Annotated in this window: 17 protein-coding genes; 4 read left to right on the top strand and 13 right to left on the bottom strand. The window is 70.9% G+C overall.

Translation table 11 applies throughout. The annotated features are described in order from the left end of the window. Nucleotides 1-17 precede the first annotated feature (17 nt). Complete coding sequence (gene hypE / locus QSJ33_RS12830) at nucleotides 18-1004, top strand: hydrogenase expression/formation protein HypE (RefSeq protein ID WP_420801403.1); 987 nt, start codon at nucleotides 18-20, stop codon at nucleotides 1002-1004. 6 nt (nucleotides 1005-1010) lie between these two features. Here the strand turns inward: hypE and QSJ33_RS12835 are convergent, their stop codons facing one another. Genes QSJ33_RS12835 through QSJ33_RS12845 form a run of 3 tightly spaced genes read right to left on the bottom strand, consistent with a single transcriptional unit; the run spans nucleotide 1011 to nucleotide 3676 of the window. Continuing rightward, complete coding sequence (locus QSJ33_RS12835; RefSeq protein ID WP_285726785.1) at nucleotides 1011-1793, bottom strand: cupin domain-containing protein; 783 nt, start codon at nucleotides 1791-1793, stop codon at nucleotides 1011-1013. Next, nucleotides 1790-2416: an RNA polymerase sigma factor gene (locus tag QSJ33_RS12840; RefSeq protein WP_285726787.1), complete on the bottom strand. Its 627-nt coding sequence runs from the start codon at nucleotides 2414-2416 to the stop codon at nucleotides 1790-1792. Before QSJ33_RS12840 ends, QSJ33_RS12835 begins: the two co-directional genes overlap by 4 nt. 27 nt (nucleotides 2417-2443) lie before the next feature. After that, the gene (locus QSJ33_RS12845) at nucleotides 2444-3676 is read right to left on the bottom strand and encodes a sensor histidine kinase (protein WP_285726789.1); all 1233 of its coding nucleotides are present in this window, start codon (nucleotides 3674-3676) and stop codon (nucleotides 2444-2446) included. Nucleotides 3677-3741: 65 nt separating this feature from the next. On the opposite strand from QSJ33_RS12845, the gene QSJ33_RS12850 reads away from it, so the two are divergent. Together QSJ33_RS12850 and QSJ33_RS12855 are read left to right on the top strand one after the other, a co-directional pair. Continuing rightward, nucleotides 3742-5178: a sensor histidine kinase gene (locus tag QSJ33_RS12850; protein WP_285726791.1), complete on the top strand. Its 1437-nt coding sequence runs from the start codon at nucleotides 3742-3744 to the stop codon at nucleotides 5176-5178. A 55-nt stretch (nucleotides 5179-5233) separates the two neighbouring features. Beyond that, on the top strand, nucleotides 5234-6448 hold the full coding sequence (locus QSJ33_RS12855; protein WP_285726793.1) for a DegT/DnrJ/EryC1/StrS family aminotransferase: 1215 nt from the start codon (nucleotides 5234-5236) through the stop codon (nucleotides 6446-6448). Between the two features lie 15 nt (nucleotides 6449-6463). Here QSJ33_RS12855 and QSJ33_RS12860 read toward each other — a convergent pair whose 3' ends face one another. From QSJ33_RS12860 to QSJ33_RS12880, 5 genes are all read right to left on the bottom strand, one after another. After that, nucleotides 6464-7939, bottom strand: coding sequence for an HAD-IG family 5'-nucleotidase (locus QSJ33_RS12860; protein WP_285726795.1), 1476 nt, complete (start codon nucleotides 7937-7939; stop codon nucleotides 6464-6466). A gap of 166 nt (nucleotides 7940-8105) precedes the next feature. Continuing rightward, a complete protein-coding gene (locus QSJ33_RS12865; protein WP_285726797.1) occupies nucleotides 8106-8504 on the bottom strand; it encodes a SprT family zinc-dependent metalloprotease in 399 nt (132 codons plus the stop codon). A 19-nt stretch (nucleotides 8505-8523) separates the two neighbouring features. Further along, nucleotides 8524-9090 carry a hypothetical protein gene (locus QSJ33_RS12870; protein WP_285726799.1) on the bottom strand — a complete coding sequence of 189 codons (567 nt, stop codon included), beginning with the start codon at nucleotides 9088-9090 and terminating at the stop codon, nucleotides 8524-8526. Between the two features lie 93 nt (nucleotides 9091-9183). Continuing rightward, on the bottom strand, nucleotides 9184-9951 hold the full coding sequence (locus tag QSJ33_RS12875) for a slipin family protein (RefSeq protein WP_285726802.1): 768 nt from the start codon (nucleotides 9949-9951) through the stop codon (nucleotides 9184-9186). Next, nucleotides 9948-11273 carry an NfeD family protein gene (locus QSJ33_RS12880; RefSeq protein ID WP_285726804.1) on the bottom strand — a complete coding sequence of 442 codons (1326 nt, stop codon included), beginning with the start codon at nucleotides 11271-11273 and terminating at the stop codon, nucleotides 9948-9950. Before QSJ33_RS12880 ends, QSJ33_RS12875 begins: the two co-directional genes overlap by 4 nt. A 162-nt stretch (nucleotides 11274-11435) precedes the next feature. On the opposite strand from QSJ33_RS12880, the gene QSJ33_RS12885 reads away from it, so the two are divergent. Beyond that, on the top strand, nucleotides 11436-11966 hold the full coding sequence (locus QSJ33_RS12885) for a flavin reductase family protein (RefSeq protein ID WP_420801404.1): 531 nt from the start codon (nucleotides 11436-11438) through the stop codon (nucleotides 11964-11966). A gap of 8 nt (nucleotides 11967-11974) precedes the next feature. On the opposite strand, the gene QSJ33_RS12890 is transcribed toward QSJ33_RS12885, so the two are convergent. The 5 genes from QSJ33_RS12890 to QSJ33_RS12910 form a co-directional block, all read right to left on the bottom strand. Continuing rightward, nucleotides 11975-12556, bottom strand: a complete 582-nt coding sequence (locus QSJ33_RS12890; protein ID WP_285726809.1) for a YbhB/YbcL family Raf kinase inhibitor-like protein — start codon at nucleotides 12554-12556, stop codon at nucleotides 11975-11977. A gap of 28 nt (nucleotides 12557-12584) precedes the next feature. Next, nucleotides 12585-13949, bottom strand: a complete 1365-nt coding sequence (locus QSJ33_RS12895; RefSeq protein WP_285726810.1) for an immunoglobulin domain-containing protein — start codon at nucleotides 13947-13949, stop codon at nucleotides 12585-12587. A 115-nt stretch (nucleotides 13950-14064) separates the two neighbouring features. Then, the gene (gene aspS, locus QSJ33_RS12900) at nucleotides 14065-16047 is read right to left on the bottom strand and encodes an aspartate--tRNA ligase (RefSeq protein WP_285726812.1); all 1983 of its coding nucleotides are present in this window, start codon (nucleotides 16045-16047) and stop codon (nucleotides 14065-14067) included. A gap of 33 nt (nucleotides 16048-16080) precedes the next feature. Continuing rightward, on the bottom strand, nucleotides 16081-19164 hold the full coding sequence (locus tag QSJ33_RS12905; RefSeq protein ID WP_285726814.1) for a multidrug efflux RND transporter permease subunit: 3084 nt from the start codon (nucleotides 19162-19164) through the stop codon (nucleotides 16081-16083). Beyond that, nucleotides 19161-22244, bottom strand: a complete 3084-nt coding sequence (locus tag QSJ33_RS12910; RefSeq protein ID WP_285726816.1) for a multidrug efflux RND transporter permease subunit — start codon at nucleotides 22242-22244, stop codon at nucleotides 19161-19163. Before QSJ33_RS12910 ends, QSJ33_RS12905 begins: the two co-directional genes overlap by 4 nt. Between the last annotated feature and the right edge of the window lie 8 nt (nucleotides 22245-22252).

Below are 22252 nucleotides of genomic sequence, written 5' to 3' on the forward strand. Positions count from 1 at the left end.
TCCCGGACACGGTGCAGATGGCCCACGGCGGCGGCGGGCGGCTGATGAAGGAACTCATCGAGGGGGTCTTCCTCCCGGCGTTGGGGGCCGATCCCCAGGGCCTGCACGACAGCGCGGTGGTGGAGGCCGGGGGCGGCCGGCTGGCCTTCACCACGGACGGCTTCGTGGTGCATCCCCGGCGCTTCCCCGGCGGGGACCTGGGCGAGCTGGCCGTGTACGGCACGGTGAACGACCTGGCCATGGCCGGCGCCCGGCCCCTGGCCCTCGCCGCGGCCTTCATCCTGGAGGAGGGCCTGCCCCTGGACGAGCTGGCGGGGCTGGTGGCCTCCATGAAGGCGGCGGCGGACCGCTGCGGGGTGCGCATCGTCACCGGCGACACCAAGGTGGTGGACCGGGGCAAGGGCGATGGGGCCTTCATCACCACCACGGGCCTGGGCCTGGTGCCGGCCGGGGTGGAGGTGCATCCCCGCCGCGTGCGGCCCGGCGACGCGGTGCTCGTCACCGGGGACCTGGGTCGCCACGGCATCGCGGTGATGTCCGTGCGCGAGGGCCTGGCCTTCGAGACCCCGATCGCCAGCGACTGCGGACCGGTGCACCACCTGGCCGCGGCCCTGCTGGAGGCGGGCCTGGACGTCCACTGCCTGCGAGATCCCACCCGCGGCGGCCTGGCCTCCGTGCTCAACGAGATCGCCGCCGCGGCGGGCGTGGCCATCGAGGCCCGCGAGGACGACCTGCCCGTGGACGAGGCGGTGGCCACCGCCTGCGAGATCCTGGGCCTGGACCCCCTCTACGTGGCCTGCGAGGGCCGCATGGTGGCCTTCCTGCCCGAGGCCCAGGCGGCGCGGGCCCTGGACCTGCTGCGGGCGCACCCCGAGGGTGCCGGGGCGGCGGTGGTGGGCCGCGTCCTCGACGGGCCCGCCGGACGCGTGACCCTGCGCACCTCCCTGGGCACCGCGCGGCTGCTGGACCTGCTCAGCGGGGAGCAGCTCCCGCGGATCTGCTAGAGGCGTTCAGACCAGCAGCCGCCGCCAGCCGCTGAACTGGACGGGGCCTTCGAGGCGCACGATGGCCCAGCAGTCCCCGCCGGGGTCTGCCTCGGGCCGGTGGAAGGTGCCGGGGCCGTGGGTGATCCAGTCGCCGGGGTGCAGGTGGGCCGGGCCGTCCTGGAGGCCCCCGGCCAGCAGCAGGGTGGTTTCCGTGCCCAGGTGCCGGTGGGCGGGGAAGACGCGGCCCCCGGGAAGCCGGACCAGGTGCAGGGCGGTGCCGGAGACCGGGTCCCTCAGCACCCGGGCCGCCTCGCCGCCGCCCAGGCCCCGGCGCACCCGGCGCCACTGGTCCTGGGGTGGGAGCAGGGCCAGGAGGCTGCGGGGCAGGGGCTCGCCATCGGCCTCCAGGGCCGCCTCGGACCCGTGGTGGGCCCGGCAGGCACCACACCAGCCCAGGTGGAGGCGGAGGAGCAGGGCCGTGAAGGGATCGCCTTCCGGCCCGAGGGCCGCCCAGTCGGCAGGGCCCGGGTGGAGCCGCGGGCCCTGGGGCAGGCTTCCCTGCCGGAGGGCGCCGAGGACTCCGGCGAGGGCGCGTTCCGCGGCGGAGCCGGGGGCTCCGGCCGGATCCTCCTGGAGCAGGCCCCGGAGCAGGGCGGGGGTGCGCCGCAGGGACCGCAGGAAGGCCCGGCAGGGCGGGCACAGGCCCAGGTGGATCCGGACGCCGGTCCAGGCCATGGGGCCCAGGGCCCCTTCGTCCAGGTCCGTGAGGAGGTCCGTGACCCGCGCGCAGGTGGGGATGCCGATCATGGGAGGTTCCCCTTCGGGGCCGGGGCGAAGTCCGTGAGCAGGGCCCGCAGGGCGAGCCGGGCCCGGTGGAGCCGCTGGCGGACCAGTTCGCGGGAAATCCCCAGGTGGCGGCTGATCTCGTCGGAGTCCCAGCCCTCCAGGTCCTTGAGGACGAAGACGGCGCGCTGGTCGTCGGACAGGCGGTCCAGGCCCGCCTTCACCCTCGTCCTCAGCTCCTCCGACTCCGCTCGCACCAGGGCCTCCGCCTCCTCGCTCCAGGCGAGGACCGCATCCATGTCCATGTGATGCCCGTCGTCCTGGAAACGTGGCATCAGATCTTCGAGGGCGTCCTCCCGGCGCCGGACCCGCTTGCGGCGGGCCATGAGGGCCTGGTTCACGCAGATGCGGTAGGCCCAGGTGCTGAAGCGGCTGGCGCCCTGGAATCCCGGGAGCTCCCGGTGCAGGGTGAGCAGGGCGTCCTGGAGGGCGTCCTGGCTCTCGGCCTCGTTCCCGAGGATCCGCTCGATCACCCGGTAGAACATTCCCAGGTGGGGCCGGACCAGGTCCTCGAAGGCCTCGGAATCCCCCTCGCTGGCCCGCCGGACCAGGGGGGCCTCGGGGCGTTCGCCGGGTTGGAGGGGCAAGGAGACTCCAGGAGGTGAGCCTCGATACTACCCTGTCGCGACAATTTCATCCCCCGGGGGCGGGATCCGGGGGATCCGGATGGTGAAGGCCGATCCCAGCCCGTGGCCCCGGCTGGCGGCCTGGAGGGTGCCGCCGTGGCGGAGGACGATCTCCCGGGCGAGGAACAGCCCGATGCCGGTGCCGGGGACCTGCCGGGTCATCTCGTCCCCCGCCCGGTAGAACCGCTGGAAGAGGCGGGAGAGGTCCTTGGCGCCGATGCCGTGTCCCCGGTCGCTCACCACGAGGACCGCCTCCTCGCCGTCCTCGCCCAGGGTGACGACGGTCCGCCGAGGCTCGGCGGCGTACTTGAAGGCGTTGGACAGCAGGTTCTCCAGCACCGTGGCCATGGCCTTGGCGTCCACGACGGCCCACACGGCCGGGGACAGCTCCAGCTGGAGCCCGAGGGCCCCGGCGCCCAGGCGCTGGTCCATCCCCTCGCTCACGGTCCGGACCCAGGGCCCCAGTTCCAGGGGCTCCGGGTGGAGGTCCAGGCTCCCCGCCTCGGCCCGGGCCACGTCCAGCAGGTTGCCCACCAGCTCGGTGAGGCGCTCCAGGTCCCGGTCCATGAGGCCGTGGATGCGGGCCCGCTGCTCCTCGGTGAGGGACCGGGAAAAGAGGGTCTCGGTCCACACCCGCAGGGCCGAGATGGGGGTCTTCAGCTCGTGGGTGACGGCGGCGATGAAGTTGTGCTGCCGCAGCTTCAGGTCCATCTCCTCGGCCAGCTTGCGGTAGACGAGGCCGAAGCCGAACAGCACCACCAGGGCCAGGAAGCTGCCCTCGGAGGCGGCCCGGATGATGTCCGTGCGGCGGGCCTTCTCGATGGCGCGCAGGGGTTCGGGCCGCAGGGTGAGGTAGGCGGCCTTGTCCAGCAGGGGCGGGTCATCCTCGGCCAGGGGGGCCGGCACCACCGCCACATGGGGATAGAGGGTCTCGATGGCCCACTTGCGCTCCTGGAGGCTGGGGAGCTTCAGGATCCGCCCCTCGATGGTTCCGGGGCGCGAGGCGGGATCGGGCTGGTAGGTGATGGCCAGCAGCCGGAGGCTGTCCATCTGCCAGGCCATGGCCCGGCCCGCCTTCAGGTTCTCGATGTTGGCCTCCTGGAGGGCCTTCGATTCCCGGATCTGCAGGGTGATCCACCAGCCCACCAGCAGGCAGACCACCAGCGTGACGGAGAGGAAGATGAACTTCTGGGCGGAGACAGCCTTCTGGTCGACCGGCATCGGTCCATTCTTGCCTCAAATCCCGACCCTTGGCAGCGATCCCGCGTGCCGCCATCCTGGAAACCATGGTCTCCAACCCACCCACCGGCCCCCAGTCCACCCAGGGCAAGGGGAGTTCCGGCCCCAAGCAGGTGCCGCCGGGCCAGCCCGCGCCCCGGCCCCAGGGCGCCGAGCTGCTGGCGGAACTGATGCAGACCCAGCGGCAGCTCACCCAGGCCATGCACGAGTCCCGGGACCTCCGGGCCCGCCTGGGCCGCCGCTCCCACCAGATGCAGGTGCTCCAGCACGTGTCGGAGATCCTGGCGGCCACCTCGAAGGGCGGGCAGGTGGCCAGCGTGGTCCTGGACGTCCTCGTGCAGGAGTTCCAGTGCCGGCGCGGCGCGGTCTGGACTTTGGAGGACGGCGGCGGCGGCTACATCCCGCGCGAGGGCGCCGGTCTCGCCCGGCCCGAGTGGTCGGCCCTCCGCCTCCTGGCCCCCAACCCCTTCCCGGAAGTGCCCCTCGTGCTCTTCCAGAGCCAGTTCCTGGACGCGGCCTGCGGCCCCGAGTCCCTGAAGCTGCTCCGGGGCCCCGAGGATGCGCCCCTCTACTTCGTGCCCTTCGAGCACCAGCTCCTGCTGCTCGGCTTCGCGATCCTGGCCATGCCCTCCGACCGGAAGCTGGAGGACGAGGACCAGGATTCCATTTCCATCCTGCAGCGGCAGACCGCCGTGTCCCTCTACAATGCCTGGCTGTTCCGCGACCTCTCCGAGCAGCGGGACGCCCTCCAGCGGCAGGCCCTGGAGCTGGAACGGGTCAACGCCGCCCTGCGCGAGGCCGACCAGCTCAAGAGCGAATTCCTGGCCCTCACCAGCCACGAGCTGCGCACCCCCCTCACCGGCATCCTCGGCTTCACCCGGCTGGTCATGGACGGTCTCTACGACGACGCCGAGGAGATGCGCTCCATGCTGCAGGACAGCTACTCCTCCGGCCAGCACCTCCTGGGCCTGCTGAACGACATCCTGGACCTGGCCAAGATCGAATCCGGACGGCTGGAGGTCCACGTCGAATCCGTCGGCCTCGCGGCCCTGCTGGACGAGGTGAGGCCCATCGCGGAAGCCTACCCGCGCAAGCCGGAGGTGGAGCTGGTCTGGCCCGAGACGGGGGACCTGCCCGAGGTGATGGTGGATCCCAGCCGGCTCAAGCAGGTGCTGCTGAACCTCCTCTCCAACGCCCTGAAGTTCACCAAGGAGGGCAGCGTCAGCGTCCAGGTGGAGCGGCGGCCGGGCCACCTGGTCCTCAGCGTGGTGGATACGGGGATCGGCGTGAGCCCGGAGGCCCAGACCCGGCTCTTCCAGAAGTTCGCGCAGGCCGAGGGCGGCCACGCCCGGGAGTACGGGGGGACGGGCCTCGGCCTCGTGATCTGCAAGCACCTCATGGAGATGATGGGCGGCACCATCACCCTCCACAGCGAAGGCCTCGGCTGCGGCACCACCATGCGGATCACGGTGCCGATCGCCTGAGCCCTGGGCTTCGCCTCGCGGTATGGGAGAATACGGATTCGTGTTCGGAGTTCCCATGTCCTATGTGCGCCGGCCGCAGTTCCTGCCCTTCACCCGCCCCATGGTGGGCCAGGAGGAGATCGCGGAGATCATCGACACCATCCACAGCGGATGGATCACCACGGGGCCCAAGTCCGCGAAGTTCGAGGAGGCGCTCCAGGACTACAACGGCGTGCCCCACTGCCTGGTGATGAACAGCGCCACCACGGCCCAGGAGATCACCCTGCAGGTGCTGGGCCTGCAGCCGGGCGACGAGGTCATCACCACCTCGCTGACGTGGGTGAGCACCCTCAGCACGATCGTCCTGCAGGGGGGCGTGCCCGTGCTGGTGGACATCGACCCGAAGACCCTGAACCTCGACCCGGCGAAGCTCGAGGCCGCCATCACGCCGCGCACGAAGGGCATCATCCCCGTGCACCTCACGGGGCTGCCGTGTCCCATGGAGGCGATCTGGGCGGTGGCCGAGAAGCACGGGCTCTGGGTCATCGAGGACGCGGCCCAGGCCATGGGCGCCTCGTACAAGAGCACGAAGATCGGCGGCGACCCGCGCTCGGTCATGAGCGTCTACAGCTTCCACCCCAACAAGAACATGACCACGGGCGAGGGCGGGGCCATCGCCTTCTTCGACGACGCGTTCGAGAGCCGCATCAAGCGGCTGCGCTTCCACGGCATCGACCGGGACGCCTGGAAGCGGTTCGCCAAGGAGGGCAGCCCGCACACGGAAGTCTACGAGCCCGCCCGCAAGGCCAACTTCATGGATCTCCAGGCGGCCATCGGGATCCACCAGATCCCCAAGCTCGACGGCTTCAACGCCCGGCGGGGGGTGCTGTTCCACCGCTACCTCGACCTCCTGAAGGACGTCGAGGAGCTGATGCTGCCCTGGGCGGGCGATGCCGACCACGGCCACTGCTTCCACCTCTTCGTGGCCCGCCTGCATCCCGAAAAGGCGGGCCTGGACCGGGACGCCTTCGTGGCCGCACTGAAGGAGGAGAACATCGGCACCGGCATCCACTACCGGCCGGCCCATGTCCACCCCTGGTACCGCGACTTCTACGCGGCGAACCCGAGCCACCTGCCCAAGGAGGGCCTGCCCCACACCGACTGGAGCGGCGAGCGCCTCATGAGCCTGCCCCTGTGGCCGGGCCTCACGGAGGCGGACCAGGACCAGACCGTGGACGCCATCAAGCACGTGCTGGCGAAGGCCAGGGCCACGCACCGCGTGGTGAGGTAGGCCGGCGATCCCCGGTCAGCCCAGCGGCGTCCGCTCGTGGGGCAGGGCGGGCATCGGCGCGTAGACGGTGGCCCCGGGATCGTACATGTACAGGTTGGCCACCCGGCCGGTGTAGGCGCAGGCGTACTGCTGGATCTGGTCCGCGAAGCGGGTCTGCTCGTCGCGGTCGCGGAAGATGGGGCCCCACATGGGGTTGAAGGCGGCCTCGATCTCGCGGGTGAGCCGGTCGAGCCCCAGGGCCAGCAGCTCGGCCCGGCGCTGGAGGGCTTCGGCGGTGGCCGCCAGGTGCGCGGCCTCGTGGTCCAGGGCGGTGGTGGCCTCGGGGCTGAGGCGGGGACCCAGCACGTGCCGGCGCACCCGGTTCCGCTTCCACTGGTCGAAGAGCACGGAGGACCGGCGCAGGGTGCGGCGGCGCATGGTCTCCAGCCGCAGGGACTCCCGCAGGTCCCCGGCCTTGGCCTCCAGCAGCTTCAGCTCCCGTTCGAGCTCCGGGACCAGCAGCAGGGTGCGCCAGGAGGCATTCTTCTTGGACCGCAGCACGTCGCCGTAGATGTGGTCGCCCACGTAGAGGATCTGCTCGCCTTCGGCCTGGAGCTGGCCTTCCAGCCAGGCGGTGTGCCCCCCGGAGAAGCACCGGGGATGGCCCTCCAGGGGCAGGGCCTCCGGGGCCTCCGTGAAGAAGCCGGGCTTGCGGCTGCTCACCACGATGAGGTCGAAGTAGTCCGTCCACCGGGGCCGCGCCTCGTCCTGGCCGTCCAGCAGGTGCGAGAGCACCCCGTCGGTGAAGGTCCACTCGCTGTTGGTGAGCAGGAAGAGCTTCTTGCCGGAGCGTTTGAGGCGGTCCAGGGCCAGGGCCAGCTGGGGATCCTGGTGGACGAAGTAGTCGCGGTGGGTCAGGATCTCGGCCTTCATCTCCCCATTGCGGTGGGCGGTGTCGATGGCCCAGCGGACCTGGTGGAAGAGCTGGAGGTAGTTGTCGGCCTTCAGGAATCCCTGGTCGAAGCCGTCCACCATCTGGGCGAAGAGGTGGCTCTCGGGGATCTCGAAGAGGGTGTCGATGCTGCGGAAGCCCTTGGCCGTGGTGGCCAGGCGGCGGCGGCCGTAGACCCCCTCCATCTCGGCGCGTCCCAGGGGCCGGCTGCCGTGGCAGGCCCGCACCACCTGGCGCTCCCGGTTCAGCTTGAGGAGGTTGCCGCGCAGGCCGTCCAGCACCAGCCCGCGCACGGCGAAGGCCGGGTCGTATTCGACCCCCAGCAGCCAGGGGGAGTACTCGTGCTCCCGCACCAGCAGCCGCGCCGCCTTCTTGAAGGCCAGCTCGTCGATCTCCGGGGAGCGGTACCGGGCCAGGGTGTGGTCCATGTCGAAGCCCACGGCCTTGATCTCCCCCAGGGGCAGCGTGCGCAGGGCGAAGAGCTTGTGGGCGGGCGGCAGCCGTTCCTCCCCGCCCGTCAGCGGCGGGGCGGTGAGCAGGGCGGGGTCCCAGGACGTCATGGAGCGAGTCTACTCCCGCGTCCCGGGGTCGGAGCCACGCACCCGCCTCCTTCCGGCTCCGTGCCGATGCCGTGGGTCGCGACCATGCGGGTCGCGGAACAGGCTCCGGGGGAGCCTGCGGAGCGGGGCCCCCGCAAGGAGCGAATCAGGCCGAGACCGCGCGCCGTCAGCCTTCCGGCTCCGTGCCGATGCCGTGCGTGATGCTCTGGTGCCCGAACGCCTCCAAGGCCAGCCGCCGGAACCGCTCGCTGTGGCCCCAGTCCCGCTCCCGGTCCATCCAGAGCTTGTAGTGGATGAGCTCGTGCTCGAGGATGCGGCGCTGCACCTGCTCGGGGTCGTGGCAGTGCATCCCGCAGACCGGCTGGGGCCAGGGCCAGTCCCGGCGGCGGAGCAGGGGGATGCTGAGGCGGATCTCCGGGTGCCACTTCCCCCGGAAATCCTTCTCGATCACGAAGAGCCCGGCGCACCGCGCCATCCTGGGCGACCACACCACCGGCGGCGCCGGCAGCTCCCAGCCCGCCTCCCGGAGGATCAGCTGGGCCCGCTGGCGGAGGGTGATGGTCATGGCTTCCAGGGCGGGGGGCCTACTTCCGGGCCTTCTCGGCGGCCTGCCCGTGCCGGAAGGAGCCCAGCAGGAGGTTCGGGCCGGATTCGGCGATCCCGGCGTCCAGGGTGTCGCCGCCGAGGTAGAACTGGTTCTGGAAATAGGACAGGGCCGGGCCTTCGAGGTCGGGGAAGCTCCGCAGGACGGCGAAGACGAGGTGGACGAAGGCCTCGATCCCCTGGCAATGGACGGCCACGCTCCGGTCCATCAGCAGATGGTCTTCGTACTTGTTCAGGTGGCGCGAGTAGAAGACGACCTTGCCATCGAAGGACAGGTGGGATTCCCCGGTGGCGATGGGGTAGGCCCTGCCCTTGTCCGTGACCTCGAAGCTGAAGGCCGTCCCCTTCTTGAAGGCCGCCAGCAGGCTCTGGAACTTGGGGTGGTTGAGGTAGGCGGTGCCGTAGTTGACCTTCTTGGCGGCCGGGCGCATCTCCCCCGCCGTGGGGCCGTACATCATGTGGTTGTAGCGCAGGGCCTGGAGCCGTTCCTCCGGCGTCTGCTTCTTCTCTTTTTCCTTCTTGGGGGCTTTGCCGGGGGCTGCCGTCATGGGGGTTCCTCGTCGCGCGATGGGGCCGGGACCAGTGTCGCACACTGCTGCGACGGTCCTTCCGGCCCGGTCGGAACCTCCGGGAGGCGCTTCCTAGATCGTCTTCTTCATGAAGGGGCCGAAGAGCTCGCTGGGGAGGGGCACGAAGGTGGTGGTGTTGTGCTCGCTGGCGATCTCGACCATGGTCTGGAGGAACCGGAGCTGGAGGGCGATGGGCTGCTCGGCGATCATGGCCGCGGCCTGCACCATCTTCTCGGCGGCCTGGAACTCGCCTTCGGCATTGACGACCTTGGCGCGGCGTTCCCGCTCGGCCTCGGCCTGCTTGGCCATGGCGCGCTTCATCCCGTCGGGCAGCACCACGTCGCGCACCTCCACGGTGCTCACCTTCACGCCCCAGGGCGCGGTCTGCCGGTCGATGATCTCCTGGAGCTGGAGGTTGATCTTCTCCCGGTGGGCCAGCAGCTCGTCCAGCTCCGACTGGCCGAGCACCTTCCTCAGCGTGGTCTGGGCGATCAGGGAGGAGGCCTTGAGGAAGTTCTCCACCTTCACCACCGCCGCCGCCGGGTCCACCACGCGGAAATAGACCACGGCATCCACCGTCGCCGGCACGTTGTCGCGGGTCATGACCTCCTGCTTGGGCACGTCGATGGTCACCACCCGCAGGTCCATCCGCACCATCCGGTCGATGAAGGGGATGAGGAAGATGAGGCCGGGCCCCCTGGCGCCCTTGAGCTTGCCCCAGCGGAAGATGACGCCCCGCTCGTACTCCCGCAGGATGCGGGCCGCCTGGGGCAGGATGATCGCGCCCACGACGATCAGGATGACGGCCCAGGGGAACAGGATCGTGAAGAAGGGGTTCATGGCGGTTCCTCCCTCGAAGGGGTGCGGGGTTTGACCTTCAGCGTCAGGCCCTCCCGGGCGACGATCTCGGCGTCCTGCCCGGCCTCCACGGGTTCCGGGCTTTCCGCGGTCCAGTACTCGCCCTCGAGGAACACCCGGCCGCCGCCGGCATCGATGCGCTCCAGGGCGGTGACCGTGCGGCCGATCATCGCCTCGGCACCGGTCTTCGCCGGCGCCCGCTGGGCGCGGATGCCGGCGCCGACGACGAACGTGAAGAAGAGGGCCGTCACCACGGTGGCGGGCAGGAGCCACGCCAGGGATAGCCGCAGGAAGGGCTCGCTGCGGTCGAAGAGCAGGAGGGTCCCGAGGAAGAACGCCACCATCCCGCCGACCGTGAGGACGCCGTGGGTCGGGGCGAACACGTCGAAGACGAAGAGAGCCACCGCCACCGCGACGAGGGCCAGGCCGGCGAGGTTCACGGGCAGGACGGAGGCGAGGTACAGCAGCAGCACCAGGGCGATCACGCCGGCCACGCCGGGCAGGATGGCCCCGGGGCTGGTCAGTTCCCCGATGACCCCGTACATCACCACCAGCAGCAGGATCAGCATGACCTGCGGGTGCGCGAGGACCTGGAGAGCCTTCTCCCGGGCCGTCATGGGGAGATCGATGGTGGCCGCCCCGGCGGTCTTCAGAGTCCTGCCGTTCACCCCACGCCCGTCGAGCTGGGCCAGGAGGTCCGGCAGATCCCGGGCGATGACATCGATCACGCCCAGCTCGAGGGCCCTGTCGGCGGTGACCGAGGCGCTCTCGCGCACCGAGGCCAGGGCCCAGGCGGTGTTGCGGTGGCGCTTGGCGGCGATGGCCTCCAGGTAGCTGGCGGTGAAGTTCTCCAGCTTCTGGCGCATCACGTCGTCCTGCTTGTCCCCGGAAGGTCCAAGGCGGACCGGGTGCGCCGCCCCGATGCTGGTGGTCGGCGCCATGGCCGCCACGTCCGCGGCCAGGGTGATGAAGCAGCCCGCGCTGCCGGCCCAGGCGCCCGGGGGCGACACGTACACGACCGTGGGGACGGGCGAGCCGAGGAACCCCTGGACGATCTCCTTGGTGGCCTCCAGCAGCCCGCCCGGGGTGTCCAGTTCGATGACGAGGCACTGGGCCCCCAGGCCCGCCGCCTCCTCCCGGGCCCGGGCCAGGTAGGTGGCCGTGGCCGGACCGATGGTGCCCTGGACCCGGGCCACGCACACGCGCCCGCGGGCCTCGCCGCCGGACCGGACCGGCAGGCCGCCCAGCGCGGCCAGGGTGAACGCGAGGGCCAGGCGGCCCATCGGCAGGCGGCATCCCGGCATGGGACACCTCGCAGGAGGATCCCAACCTACGGCCCCCGGGGTCGGAAAACACGCCTTTTTCGGCCCGGCTGACAGGGGATCGGCGGGGAGCCTGACCTTCCCGCCCGGAGGGGCCGGCGAGGCGGTAGGGTGCTCCCCAGGGGAGGGAGGGCGGCCGCCATGCTGAAGCCCCTGCCACTGTCCGAGGTGTACTGCCTGCTGGAGCCGGGCCCGGTGGTGCTCCTGACCACGGCCCACCGGGGTCGCGCCAACGTGATGACCCTGTCCTGGCACCTGATGATGGAATTCTCCCCGCCCCTGGTCGGCTGCCTCGTGAGCGGCGCCAACCACAGCTTCGCGGCCCTGCGGAAGACCCGCGAGTGCGTGATCGCGATCCCCCCGGCGGCCCTGGCCCCGCAGGTGGTGCAGGTCGGCAACGCCTCGGGCCGGGACCTCGACAAGTTCGAGGCCTTCGGGCTCACCCCGAGGCCGGCGAAGAAGGTGGCCGCGCCCCTGGTGGCCGAGTGCTTCGCCGACCTGGAGTGCCGGGTGGTCGATACGCGCTTCGTGCCGAAGTACAACTTCTTCGTCCTGGAAGTGGTCCAGGCCTGGATCGATCCGAGGCGGCGGGCCGCGAAGACGCTCCACCACCGGGGCCACGGCACATTCGTGGTGGACGGGGAGACGCTCCGCCTGAAGTCGGGGATGCCCTGATCCGGGCCTCAGCGCCCGTAGGTGCCCATCCAGGTGGCCTGGGCGAGGACCTTGCCCCGCAGGGCCGCCTCGACCTGGTCCCGGGTGGCGCCCGCCGGGAGCCCGAGGGGCGCCGAGAGCGCGCTGATCCGGAAGATGTAGCGATGCGGCGGGCCCGGCGGGGGCGACGGGCCGTTCCAGCCCACCCGGCCCCAGCTGTTCCTGCCCTGGTGCGCACCGCCCGGGAGGTCCGGCGTGCGGGGCTGGTCCTCCGCCAGGGAGCGGGCGCCGCCCGGCAGGTCGTACAGCACCCAGTGGACCCAGGTCCCGACGGGCGCATCGGGATCGTCCACGACCAGGGCGAAGGCCCGGGTGCCGGGGGGCGGGTCCCCCCACTGGAGGGCCGGGGAGCGGTCGGCCCCGTCCGCCGTGTGGGCGCGCGGGATGGGACCGCCCTCGGGGAAGGCGGGGATCCGGAGTTCCATGGGGGCCTCCTTGCGCGGCGCCCGCCCCTCCCGGCCCGGGTGGCGCGGGGCCTGGGCCAGGAGGACGGGGAGGAGCAGCAGCGGCAGCACGCCCCCAAGGGTACGCGCGGGGAGGACGGGGGCCATGCCCCGCCCTCCCCTGGACCGCGGGCCGTCAGGGGGCGGTGAAGGTCGTCACCAGGCCGGCCGTCGTGACCCGGCGCAGGAAGTGGTTGCCGGTGTCCGCCACCACCAGGTCGCTGGAGGGGGTGACGGCGACGCCGCAGGGCAGGTCGAAGCGGGCGGCGGTGCCGGTCCCGTCGAGGTTCCCGAGGGTGCCGCCGGAGCCGGCCACGGTGCTGACGGTGCCGCCGGTGAGGATTTTCCGGAGGGTGTGGTTGTAGGTGTCCGCGACCCAGACGGTGCCGGAGGGGTCCACGGCCAGGCCGACGGGCCAGTAGAAGCTGGCCGAGGCGCCGGTTCCGTCCGCCGATCCGTGGGTGCCGGGCTGTCCGGCCAGGGTGCTGACGGTCCCCGCGGGGGAGATGGCCCGGATGCAGGAATTCCCGTAGTCGGCGACATAGAGGGTGCCGTCGGCGGCCAGGGCCACGCCGTTGGGCTCATTGAACTGGGAGGTGCCGGCGGCCCCGTTCAGGAAGCCCGGCTGGCCGGCGAGGCCGGCGTAGGTCGTCACGGTGCCATCGGTGGCCACGCGGCGGACGGTGTGGTTGCCCGAATCCCCGAGGTAGGCCACGCCCGCGGCGTCCACCGCCAGGCCGATGGGGGCGTTGAAGCGGGCTGCGGTCCCCACCGCGTCCGTGCTCCCGGGCACCCCGGCGGCACCGGCCAGGGTGGTGACGGTGCCGTCGGGGGCGATGCGGCGGAGGGTGTCGTTCCCCGTGTCGGCCACGAGGAGGTTCCCGGAGGGATCGAAGGCCAGGCCGCCCGGGAAGCGGAACTGGGCGGCACTCCCGACCCCGTCGGCGGACCCGGGCACGCCGGGGCTTCCGGCCAGCAGGGTCTTCCGGCCCGTGGCGTCCACCTTCCAGATGGCGTGATCCTCCGCGTCCGAGACGTAGAGGTTGCCCGTGGCGTCGGAGACGACGCCGAAGGGGGACATGAAGGTCAGCCCGGCCGCCACGGTGAGGGTCGCCGGCGCGCTGGTGGCCGTGCCCAGGGTGTTCGACACGGTGACCACGTACTGGCCGGCGTCCTGCAGGCCCGGGTTGTAGAGGGTGAGGGTCGCCGCCTGGGCGCCGAGGATGGCCTTGCCGTCCTTGGCCCACTGGTAGGTGAGGGCGCCCGTGCCGGTGGCGGTGACGCTGAAGGAGACGGGGCGCCCGGTGATCACCGAGGCGTTCTGGGGCTGGGCCGTGATCGCCGGGGCCGTGTCCGAACTGGAATGGCTGCAGCCCGCCGCGAGCAGGGCCAGGGCGGCCAGGAAGAGGAGGACCGGGCCCTTCCGGAGCAGGCGCCCGACCCGGCGCCAGGGACTTGGAAGGGCGCGGGCGCCGTTCGGGCAGACGAAGTCCATGGACATGAAACCTCCCAGGCAAGGGACCCCGATGGCAGGGCAGAGGTTGACCGGGAGGTCCCGGTCCTCCCTTCTTGTGTGGCCGGACGGGAGGAGGTGCCCCGGTCCTGGGGTTCGGGCTTCAGAATTCGAAGGTGGGCCCGCTGAGGGTCCGGGCGTCGAGGATCTGGCCCTGGGCGTCCAGGGTCACGAGGCCCTGGGCCTGGCGGGGGGTCATCTGCCCCAGCTGCTGGAGGGCCTGGCCGCGCAGCTCGGGCGTGCCTCCTTCCGCGCTCTCGAAGAAGACGGCGCCCACCCGGTAGGTCTGCTGGGCCTCCTGGGCCAGGTGCAGCTCCCGGAGCTGGCGGTCGTCCACGGGGCTCGGGGCGTCGGTCATGAGGCAGCGGGCCTGGGCGGTCTTGGGGAAGGCGATGACCTCGCGGATGTTGTCGGCGCCGGCCAGCAGCATGACGAGGCGATCCAGCCCCAGGGCCAGGCCGCCGTGGGGCGGGGCGCCGAAGGCCAGGGCGTCCAGCAGGAAGCCGAACTTGGCGCGGGCCTCCTCGGGGCCGATGCCGATGGCCCGGAACATGCGGTTCTGGGTCTCCGCGTCGTGGATGCGGATGCTGCCGCCGCCCACCTCGAAGCCGTTCAGCACCAGGTCGTAGGCCACGGCGCGGCAGGCGCCGGGATCGGTCTCCAGCAGCTCGAGATCATCGGGATGGGGGCTGGTGAAGGGGTGGTGGCAGGCCACGTAGCGGCCGGGCTCCCCGTGCTCGTTCTCGGCCCACTCCAGCAGGGGGAAGTCCACCACCCACAGGAAGGCGAAACGGGACTCGTCCAGCTGGCCGAACTGGCGGGCCAGGCGCAGGCGCAGCTCGCCCAGCACGCGGCTGGTCTGGGCATCGGTGCCGACGGCGAAGACGGCCAGGCCCTCGCCCTCGGCCCCGAGCCCGGCCTTCAGGGCGGCCTCGTCGGCGGGCTCGAGGAACTTCCTGAAGCTGCTGGCGAGGCCGTCCCTGCCCCACTTGGCGTAGGGCAGGCCCCCGGCGCCGAGCTGCTTCGCGACCTCGCCCAGCTCGTCCAGCTGCTTGCGGCTGAGGGCGCCTGGCCCCTCCCCCGGGAAGAACAGGGCCCGGACCCGCCGGTGGCCGTGGCTCTCGGCGGCGGCGCGGAAGAGGTTGAAGCCGCTGGCGGCGAAGAGCCCGGTGACGTCCTGGATCTTCACGGGGCAGCGGAGGTCCGGCTTGTCGGAACCGTACCATTCCATGGCGTCCCGGTAGGGCAGGCGGGGGAAGGGCGCGGCGATCTCCTTGCCGACAACCTTCGCCAGCTTGACCATGAGGGGCTCGATGACGCCCTGCACGTCCTCCTGGCGCACGAAGCTCATCTCCACGTCCACCTGGGTGAACTCGGGCTGGCGGTCGGCGCGCAGGTCCTCGTCGCGGAAGCAGCGGCAGATCTGGACGTAGCGTTCGAAGCCGCTCACCTGGAGGAGCTGCTTGAAGAGCTGGGGGCTCTGGGGCAGGGCGAAGAACTCCCCGGGGTGCACACGGCTGGGCACCAGGTAGTCCCGGGCGCCTTCGGGCGTGGATTTGGTGAGGATGGGCGTCTCGAACTCGATGAAGTCCAGCTCGCGGAAGTGGTTCCGGGTGAGGTTCGCCACCTCGCTGCGCAGCACCATGTTCCGCTGGAGCTGCTCCCGGCGGAGGTCCAGGAAGCGGTAGGTGAGCCGCAGGTCCTCGCCCACGCCCTCGTCCTCCAGGGGGAAGGGCAGGGGCGCGGCGGTGTTGAGGATCCTCAGATCCGTCAGCCGCACCTCCACGTCGCCGGTGGACAGGTTCGAGTTCTTGCTCTCGCGCTCGGCCACCACGCCCTCGACCGCCAGGACGAACTCGCTGCGCACCGCCTTCAGCTTGGCCAGCAGGGAGGGATCGGCGGTCTCCTCGTTGGCCACCAGCTGCACCAGGCCCCAGCGGTCCCGCAGGTCCAGGAAGACCAGGGAGCCCAGGTTCCGGACGCGGCGGCACCAGCCGAGCAGGCGCACGGCCTGGCCCGCGTGGTCCAGGCGGAGGTCCCCGTTGCGGTGGGTGCGTTGGAAGTCGCCGAGCCGGTCGAGTCTCATAGCCTTCCAGGATCGCACCCGGAGGGGCCAGGCTCAAGCCGGGAGGGGGGCCTTCCGCCTCGCCCGGAACCGGACCCACCCCAGGTGGAGCCGGTCCATGTAGAGGTAGATCACGGGGGTGGTGTAGAGGGTGAGGAGCTGGCTGAAGATGAGGCCGCCCACGATGGCGATGCCCAGGGGGCGGCGCAGCTCCGAGCCCGTGCCCATGCCGATGGCCAGGGGCAGCCCCCCCAGCAGGGCCGCCAGGGTGGTCATGGTGATGGGCCGGAACCGCAGGAGGGCGGCCTGGAAGATGGCCCGTTCCGGGGTGACCCCCTCCCGGCGCTCCACCTCCAGGGCGAAGTCGATCATGAGGATGGCGTTCTTCTTCACGATGCCGATGAGGAGGATGATCCCGATGAAGGCGATGACGCTCAGGTCCGTGCGGAAGATGAGCAGGGCCAGCAGCGCGCCCACGCCGGCGCTGGGCAGGGTGGAGAGGATGGTCAGCGGGTGGATGAGGCTCTCGTAGAGCACCCCCAGCACGATGTACACCACCAGGAGGGCCGCGATGATGAGGAGGGGCTGGTTGGCCAGGGAGGCCCGGAAGGCCTGGGCCGTGCCCATGTAGCTGCCGTGGATGGTGCCCGGCAGGCGGATCTCCTGCTCGGCCCGGTCGATGGCGTCCACGGCGTTGCCGAGGGCCACTCCCACCGGCAGGTTGAAGGAGAGGGTCACGGAGGGCAGCTGGCCCTGGTGGTTGACGGAGAGGGTCGTGTCCTTGCGCTCGAAGTGGGCAAAGGCGCTGAGGGGCACCAGGGATCCCGTGGTGGACCGCACGTAGATGTACTTCAGGCCGTCCGGGGATTGCCAGAAGGCCGGTTCGGCCTCCATCACCACGTGGTACTGGTTGAGCTGGGTGTAGATGGTGGAGACGAAGCGCTGGCCGAACGCGTCGTACAGGGTGGCGTCGATGGCCTGGGGCGTGACGCCCAGGCGGGAGGCGGTGGGCCGGTCGATGACCACCGTGGCCTCCAGCCCCTTGTTCTGGAGGTCGGAGTTCACGTCCGCCAGCTGGGGCAGGGTGCGCAGCTTCTGGAGCACCCGGGGGGCCCACTCGAAGAGCTCCCGGGCGTCGTCGCCCTGGAGGGTGTACTGGTACTGGGCGCTGGCGGGACGGCCGCCGATGCGGAGGTCCTGCACGGGTTGCATGTAGAGGGCCGCGCCGGGGATGTGGGCGGTCTTGGCCCGCAGGCGGGCGATGATCTGGTCGGCGCTGTCCTTCCGCTGGTCCGCGGGCTTGAGGGAGCAGAACATGCGGCCGGTGTTGCCGCCTCCCACGAAGCCCGTCACGTTCTCGAGGCCGGGGTCGGACTGGACCACGGCCACGTACTGCCTCAGCAGCCGCTCCATGCCCTGGTAGGAGACGTCCTGGGCCGCCACGATGGAACCCACGATGCGGCCCGTGTCCTGCTGGGGGAAGAACCCCTTGGGGACGACGATGTAGAGCCCGATGGTGGCGACCATGGTGGCCACGGCCACCGCCAGGGTGAGGGGCTGGTGGCGGAGCACCCAGGCGAGGGAACGCTCGTAGCGCGCCATGATCCACTGGAAGCCCCGCTCGCTGGCCTGGAAGAGGCGGCCGTGGTGCTCCTCGGCGTGCGGGCGCAGCAGTCGGGCGCACATCATGGGCGTGGTGGTGAGCGAGACCACCAGGGACACCACGATGGCGATGGAGAGGGTGACGGCGAACTCGCGGAACAGCCTGCCCACCAGGCCGCCCATGAGCAGGATGGGGATGAAGACGGCGATGAGCGAGATGCTGATGGAGACCACGGTGAAGCCGATCTCCTTGGCCCCGTGGAGGGCGGCCTCCATGGGCGACATGCCGCCCTCGAGGTGCCGGGTGATGTTCTCCACGACCACGATGGCGTCGTCCACCACGAACCCGGTGGCCACCGTCAGGGCCATGAGGGAGAGGTTGTCGATGGTGTAGCCCAGCAGGTACATGGCCCCGAAGGTGCCGATGAGGGAGATGGGCACGGCCACGCTGGGGATGAGCGTGGAACGGGGGCTCCGCAGGAACAGGAACACCACGAGGATGACGAGCATGATGGAGATGCTCAGGGCGAACTGGACATCCTTCACCGAGGCCCGGATGGTGCGCGTGGCGTCGATCAGGACGTTCAGCTCCATGGTGGGCGGGATGGAGGCCTGGAGCTGGGGAAGCAGGGCCTTCACGTGGTCCACGGTGTCGATGATGTTGGCATCGGGCTGCCGGAAGATGGGGATGATGATGGCCGGCGCGCCGTTGGAGATGCCCAGGTTGCGGATGTTCTCCACCGAATCCTGGACCCGGGCCACCTCGGAGAGGTGCAAGGCGGCGCCGTTCTTGGTGGCGAGGACCAGCGGCCGGTACTCGGCGGCCGTCATGAGCTGGTCCGTGGCGGCCAGGGACCAGGTGTGGTGGACGCCGGACAGGTCGCCCTTGGGCCGGTTGAGGTTGGCGCTGGCGAGGGACGTGCGGACGTCCTCCAGGCTCAGGCCGTGGCTGTTCAGGGCCACCGGGTTCACGTCCACCCGCACGGCGGGAAGGGCCCCGCCCCAGACGAAGACCTGGCCCACGCCCTGCACCTGGGACAGCTTCTGCTGCAGCACGGAGGAGGCCAGGTCGTACATCTTCTCCCGCGGGACGACCTTGGACGTGAGCGAGAGCATCAGGATGGGGGCATCCGCCGGGTTCACCTTCCGGTACGAGGGGTTGTTCGGCAGGGCCGCCGGCAGGTCCCCACGGGCGGCGTTGATGGCGGCCTGCACGTCACGGGCGGCGGCGTCGATGTTCCGGCTCAGGTCGAACTGGAGGGTGATGTTCGTGGACCCCAGGGAACTGGAGGAGGTCATCTCCGTGATCCCCGCGATGCGGCCGAACTGGCGTTCCAGGGGTGTGGCCACGGAGGAGGCCATGGTGTCGGGGCTGGCTCCCGGCAGCCCGGCGGACACCTGGATGGTGGGGAACTCCACCTGGGGCAGCGGGGAGACTGGGAGGAACTGGTAGGCGATGCCCCCCAGCAGGGCCAGGGCCACCGTCAGGAGCGTGGTGGCGACCGGGCGCCGGATGAAGGGGGCCGAGATGCTCATGGCGCACCGCGCCAGCGGCGCGCGCGGGCAGCGAGGCGGTCGAAGGCGAGATAAATCACGGGCGTCGTATAGAGCGTGAGCACCTGGCTGAAGATCAGGCCGCCCACGATGGCGATGCCCAGGGGGCGGCGCAGCTCCGAGCCCACGCCCGAACCCAGGGCCAGGGGCACGCCGGCCAGCAGGGCCGCCATGGTGGTCATGACGATGGGCCGGAAGCGCAGGAGGGCGGCCTGGAAGATGGCCTCCGTCGGAGGCCGGCCCTCCTTGCGTTCGGCGTCGAGGGCGAAGTCGATCATCATGATCGCGTTCTTCTCGACGATGCCGATGAGCAGGATGATGCCGATGAGGGCGATCACGCTGAAGTCCGTGCGGAAGAGCATCAGCGAGAGCAGGGCGCCCACGCCGGCCGAGGGCAGGGTCGAGAGGATCGTGATGGGGTGGATGTAGCTCTCGTAGAGCACGCCCAGCAGGATGTAGACCGTCAGGATGGCGGCGAGGATGAGGAAGGGCGTGTTGGAGAGGGAGGCGCCGAAGGCCTGGGCCGTGCCCTGGAAGCCCGCCTTGATGCTGGGGGGCAGGTCGATGTCCCGCTTGGCGGCGTTGATGGCCTTCACCGCGTCGCCGAGGGAGGCGCCGGAGGCCAGGTTGAAGGAGAAGGTCACCGTGGGGAACTGGCCCTGGTGGTTCACGGCCAGGGGCGCGGTGCCCACTTCCAGGCGCGTGAAGGCGCTGAGGGGCACGGCGCCGCCGGAGGCCGACTTCACGTAGATGTTCTGGAGGTCCTCGGGGTGCTGCTGCAGCCCCGGCGCGGCCTCCAGGACCACCCGGTACTGGTTGAGCTGGGTGAACATGGTGGAGATCTGCCGCTGGCCGAAGGCGTCGTAGAGGGCGTCGTCGAGCATCTGGGGCGTGATGCCCAGGCGGGAGGCCGTGGTGCGGTCCAGGATGAGCCGGGCCTGGAGGCCCGAGTTCTGCTGGTCGCTGGCCACGTCCCGCAGCTCGGGAAGCGTCTGGAGCCGGTCCAGGAACCGCGGGGCCCACTGGGCCAGTTCCTTCGGGTCGGCGTCCTCCATCGAGTACTGGTACTGGGTGCGGCTGACCCGGTCCTCGACCGTGAGGTCCTGGACAGGCTGCAGGAAGAGCTTGATCCCGTGGACCTGGGCCAGCTCCGGCTGGAGGCGGCGGATGACCTGGTCGGCGCTGAGGCCGCGCTCCTCCAGGGGCTTCAGGTTGATCTGGATGCGCCCGCTGTTGAGGGTGGTGTTGGTGCCGTCGATGCCGATGAAGGAGGAGAGGCTCGCCACGGCGGGATCCTTGAGGATCACGCGGGTGAGGGTCTGCTGGGCCGCGGCCATGGATTCGAAGGACACGGACTGGGGGGCCTCTGAGATGCCGAGGATCACCCCGGTGTCCTGCACGGGGAAGAAGCCCTTGGGGATGGCCAGGTAGAGCAGGATGGTGGACACCAGGGTGGCCCCGGCCACGATCAGGGTGGCCCTCTGGTGGTCCAGCACCCAGCTGAGGGTCCGCCCGTAGAAGGCGATGATGCGCTGGAACACCCGTTCCGAGGCCACATAGAACCGGCCCTGCTCCTCGGGCCGCTTGTGATGGAGCAGGCGGGCGCACATCATCGGCGTGAGGGTGAGGGACACCACGGCGGACACGAGGATGGTCACGCTGAGGGTCACCGCGAACTCGCGGAACAGCCGGCCCACGATGTCGCCCATGAAGAGCAGCGGGATGAGCACCGCGATCAGCGAGACCGTCAGGGAGAGGATGGTGAAGCCGATCTGGCCGGAGCCCTTCAGCGCCGCCTGGAGGGGCGGCTCGCCCTCCTCGATGTAGCGCATGATGTTCTCGATCATCACGATCGCGTCGTCCACCACGAAGCCGGTGGAGATGGTGAGCGCCATGAGGGTCAGGTTGTTCAGGCTGTAGCCGAGCAGGTACATGACGCCGAAGGTGCCCACCAGCGAGAGGGGGACGGCGACGCTGGGGATGATGGTGGCCGCCAGGGTGCGCAGGAACAGGAAGATCACCATCACGACCAGGGCGATGGTCAGCATCAGCTCGAACTCCACGTCCGCCACGGAGGCGCGGATGGTGGTGGTGCGGTCCGTGAGGATGGAGAGCTGGACGGCGGCGGGGAGCGAGGCCTGGAGCTGGGGCAGGAGCTGCTTCACCCGGTCCACCACGGCGATGATGTTCGCCCCCGGCTGGCGCTGGATGTTGAGGATGACGGCCGGGACCTGGTTCATCCAGGCGGCCTGCCGCGCGTTCTCCACGCCGTCGGTCACCGTGGCCACGTCCGAGAGGCGCACCGGGGCGCCGTTCTTGTAGGCGATCACCAGCGGGCGGTACTGGTCGCTGGAGAGCAGCTGGTCGTTGGCGCCGATGGCATAGGCCTGGCGCAGCCCGTCGAAGCTGCCCTTGGCCTGGTTGACGTTGCTCTGGCCCACGGCCGTGCGGACGTCGCCCAGGGTGAGGCCGAAGGAGGCCAGCTGCGAGGGGTTGGCCTGGATGCGGACCGCGGGCTTCTGGCCGCCGCTGATGCTCACCAGCCCCACGCCGGGCAGCTGGGAGATCTTCTGGGCCAGCCGCGTGTCGGCGAAGTCCTCGACCTTCGACAGGGGCAGGGATTTCGACGTGAGGGCCAGGGTCAGGATCGGCGCGTCGGCCGGGTTGGTCTTGCTGTAGATCGGCGGGTTCGGGAGGTCCCTGGGCAGGTAGGTGCCCGCCGCGTTCACGGCGGCCTGGACCTGCTGCTCGGCCACGTCGATGTTGAGGTCCAGCACGAACTGCAGCGTGATGATGGAGCTGCCGTTGGAGCTGGTGGAGGACATGCGGTTCAGGCCCGGCAGCTGGCCGAACTGGCGCTCCAGCGGCGCGGTGATGGCCGAGGCCATCACATCCGGGCTGGCGCCGGGGTAGAAGGTCACCACCTGGATGGTGGGGTAGTCCACTTGGGGCAGGGCCGAGACCGGCAGCTGGCGGAAGGCCAGGGCCCCCACCAGGAGCAGGCCCGCCATCAGGAGGGAGGTGGCGATGGGGCGGAGGATGAACGGGCGGGAGGGATTCACGTCGCGGC

This window comes from Geothrix rubra, from assembly GCF_030268065.1.
GTDB classification, from domain to species: Bacteria; Acidobacteriota; Holophagae; order Holophagales; family Holophagaceae; genus Geothrix; species Geothrix rubra.

Coding starts and splice junctions, on each gene's coding strand:
- hypE (WP_420801403.1), top strand. CDS start 18: ATGGCCCACGGCGGCGGCGGGCGGCTGATGAAGGAACTCATCGAGGGG.
- QSJ33_RS12835 (WP_285726785.1), bottom strand. CDS start 1,793: ATGATCGGCATCCCCACCTGCGCGCGGGTCACGGACCTCCTCACGGAC.
- QSJ33_RS12845 (WP_285726789.1), bottom strand. CDS start 3,676: ATGCCGGTCGACCAGAAGGCTGTCTCCGCCCAGAAGTTCATCTTCCTC.
- QSJ33_RS12850 (WP_285726791.1), top strand. CDS start 3,742: ATGGTCTCCAACCCACCCACCGGCCCCCAGTCCACCCAGGGCAAGGGG.
- QSJ33_RS12855 (WP_285726793.1), top strand. CDS start 5,234: ATGTCCTATGTGCGCCGGCCGCAGTTCCTGCCCTTCACCCGCCCCATG.
- QSJ33_RS12860 (WP_285726795.1), bottom strand. CDS start 7,939: ATGACGTCCTGGGACCCCGCCCTGCTCACCGCCCCGCCGCTGACGGGC.
- QSJ33_RS12865 (WP_285726797.1), bottom strand. CDS start 8,504: ATGACCATCACCCTCCGCCAGCGGGCCCAGCTGATCCTCCGGGAGGCG.
- QSJ33_RS12870 (WP_285726799.1), bottom strand. CDS start 9,090: ATGACGGCAGCCCCCGGCAAAGCCCCCAAGAAGGAAAAAGAGAAGAAG.
- QSJ33_RS12875 (WP_285726802.1), bottom strand. CDS start 9,951: ATGAACCCCTTCTTCACGATCCTGTTCCCCTGGGCCGTCATCCTGATC.
- QSJ33_RS12880 (WP_285726804.1), bottom strand. CDS start 11,273: ATGCCGGGATGCCGCCTGCCGATGGGCCGCCTGGCCCTCGCGTTCACC.
- QSJ33_RS12890 (WP_285726809.1), bottom strand. CDS start 12,556: ATGGCCCCCGTCCTCCCCGCGCGTACCCTTGGGGGCGTGCTGCCGCTG.
- QSJ33_RS12895 (WP_285726810.1), bottom strand. CDS start 13,949: ATGTCCATGGACTTCGTCTGCCCGAACGGCGCCCGCGCCCTTCCAAGT.
- aspS (WP_285726812.1), bottom strand. CDS start 16,047: ATGAGACTCGACCGGCTCGGCGACTTCCAACGCACCCACCGCAACGGG.
- QSJ33_RS12905 (WP_285726814.1), bottom strand. CDS start 19,164: ATGAGCATCTCGGCCCCCTTCATCCGGCGCCCGGTCGCCACCACGCTC.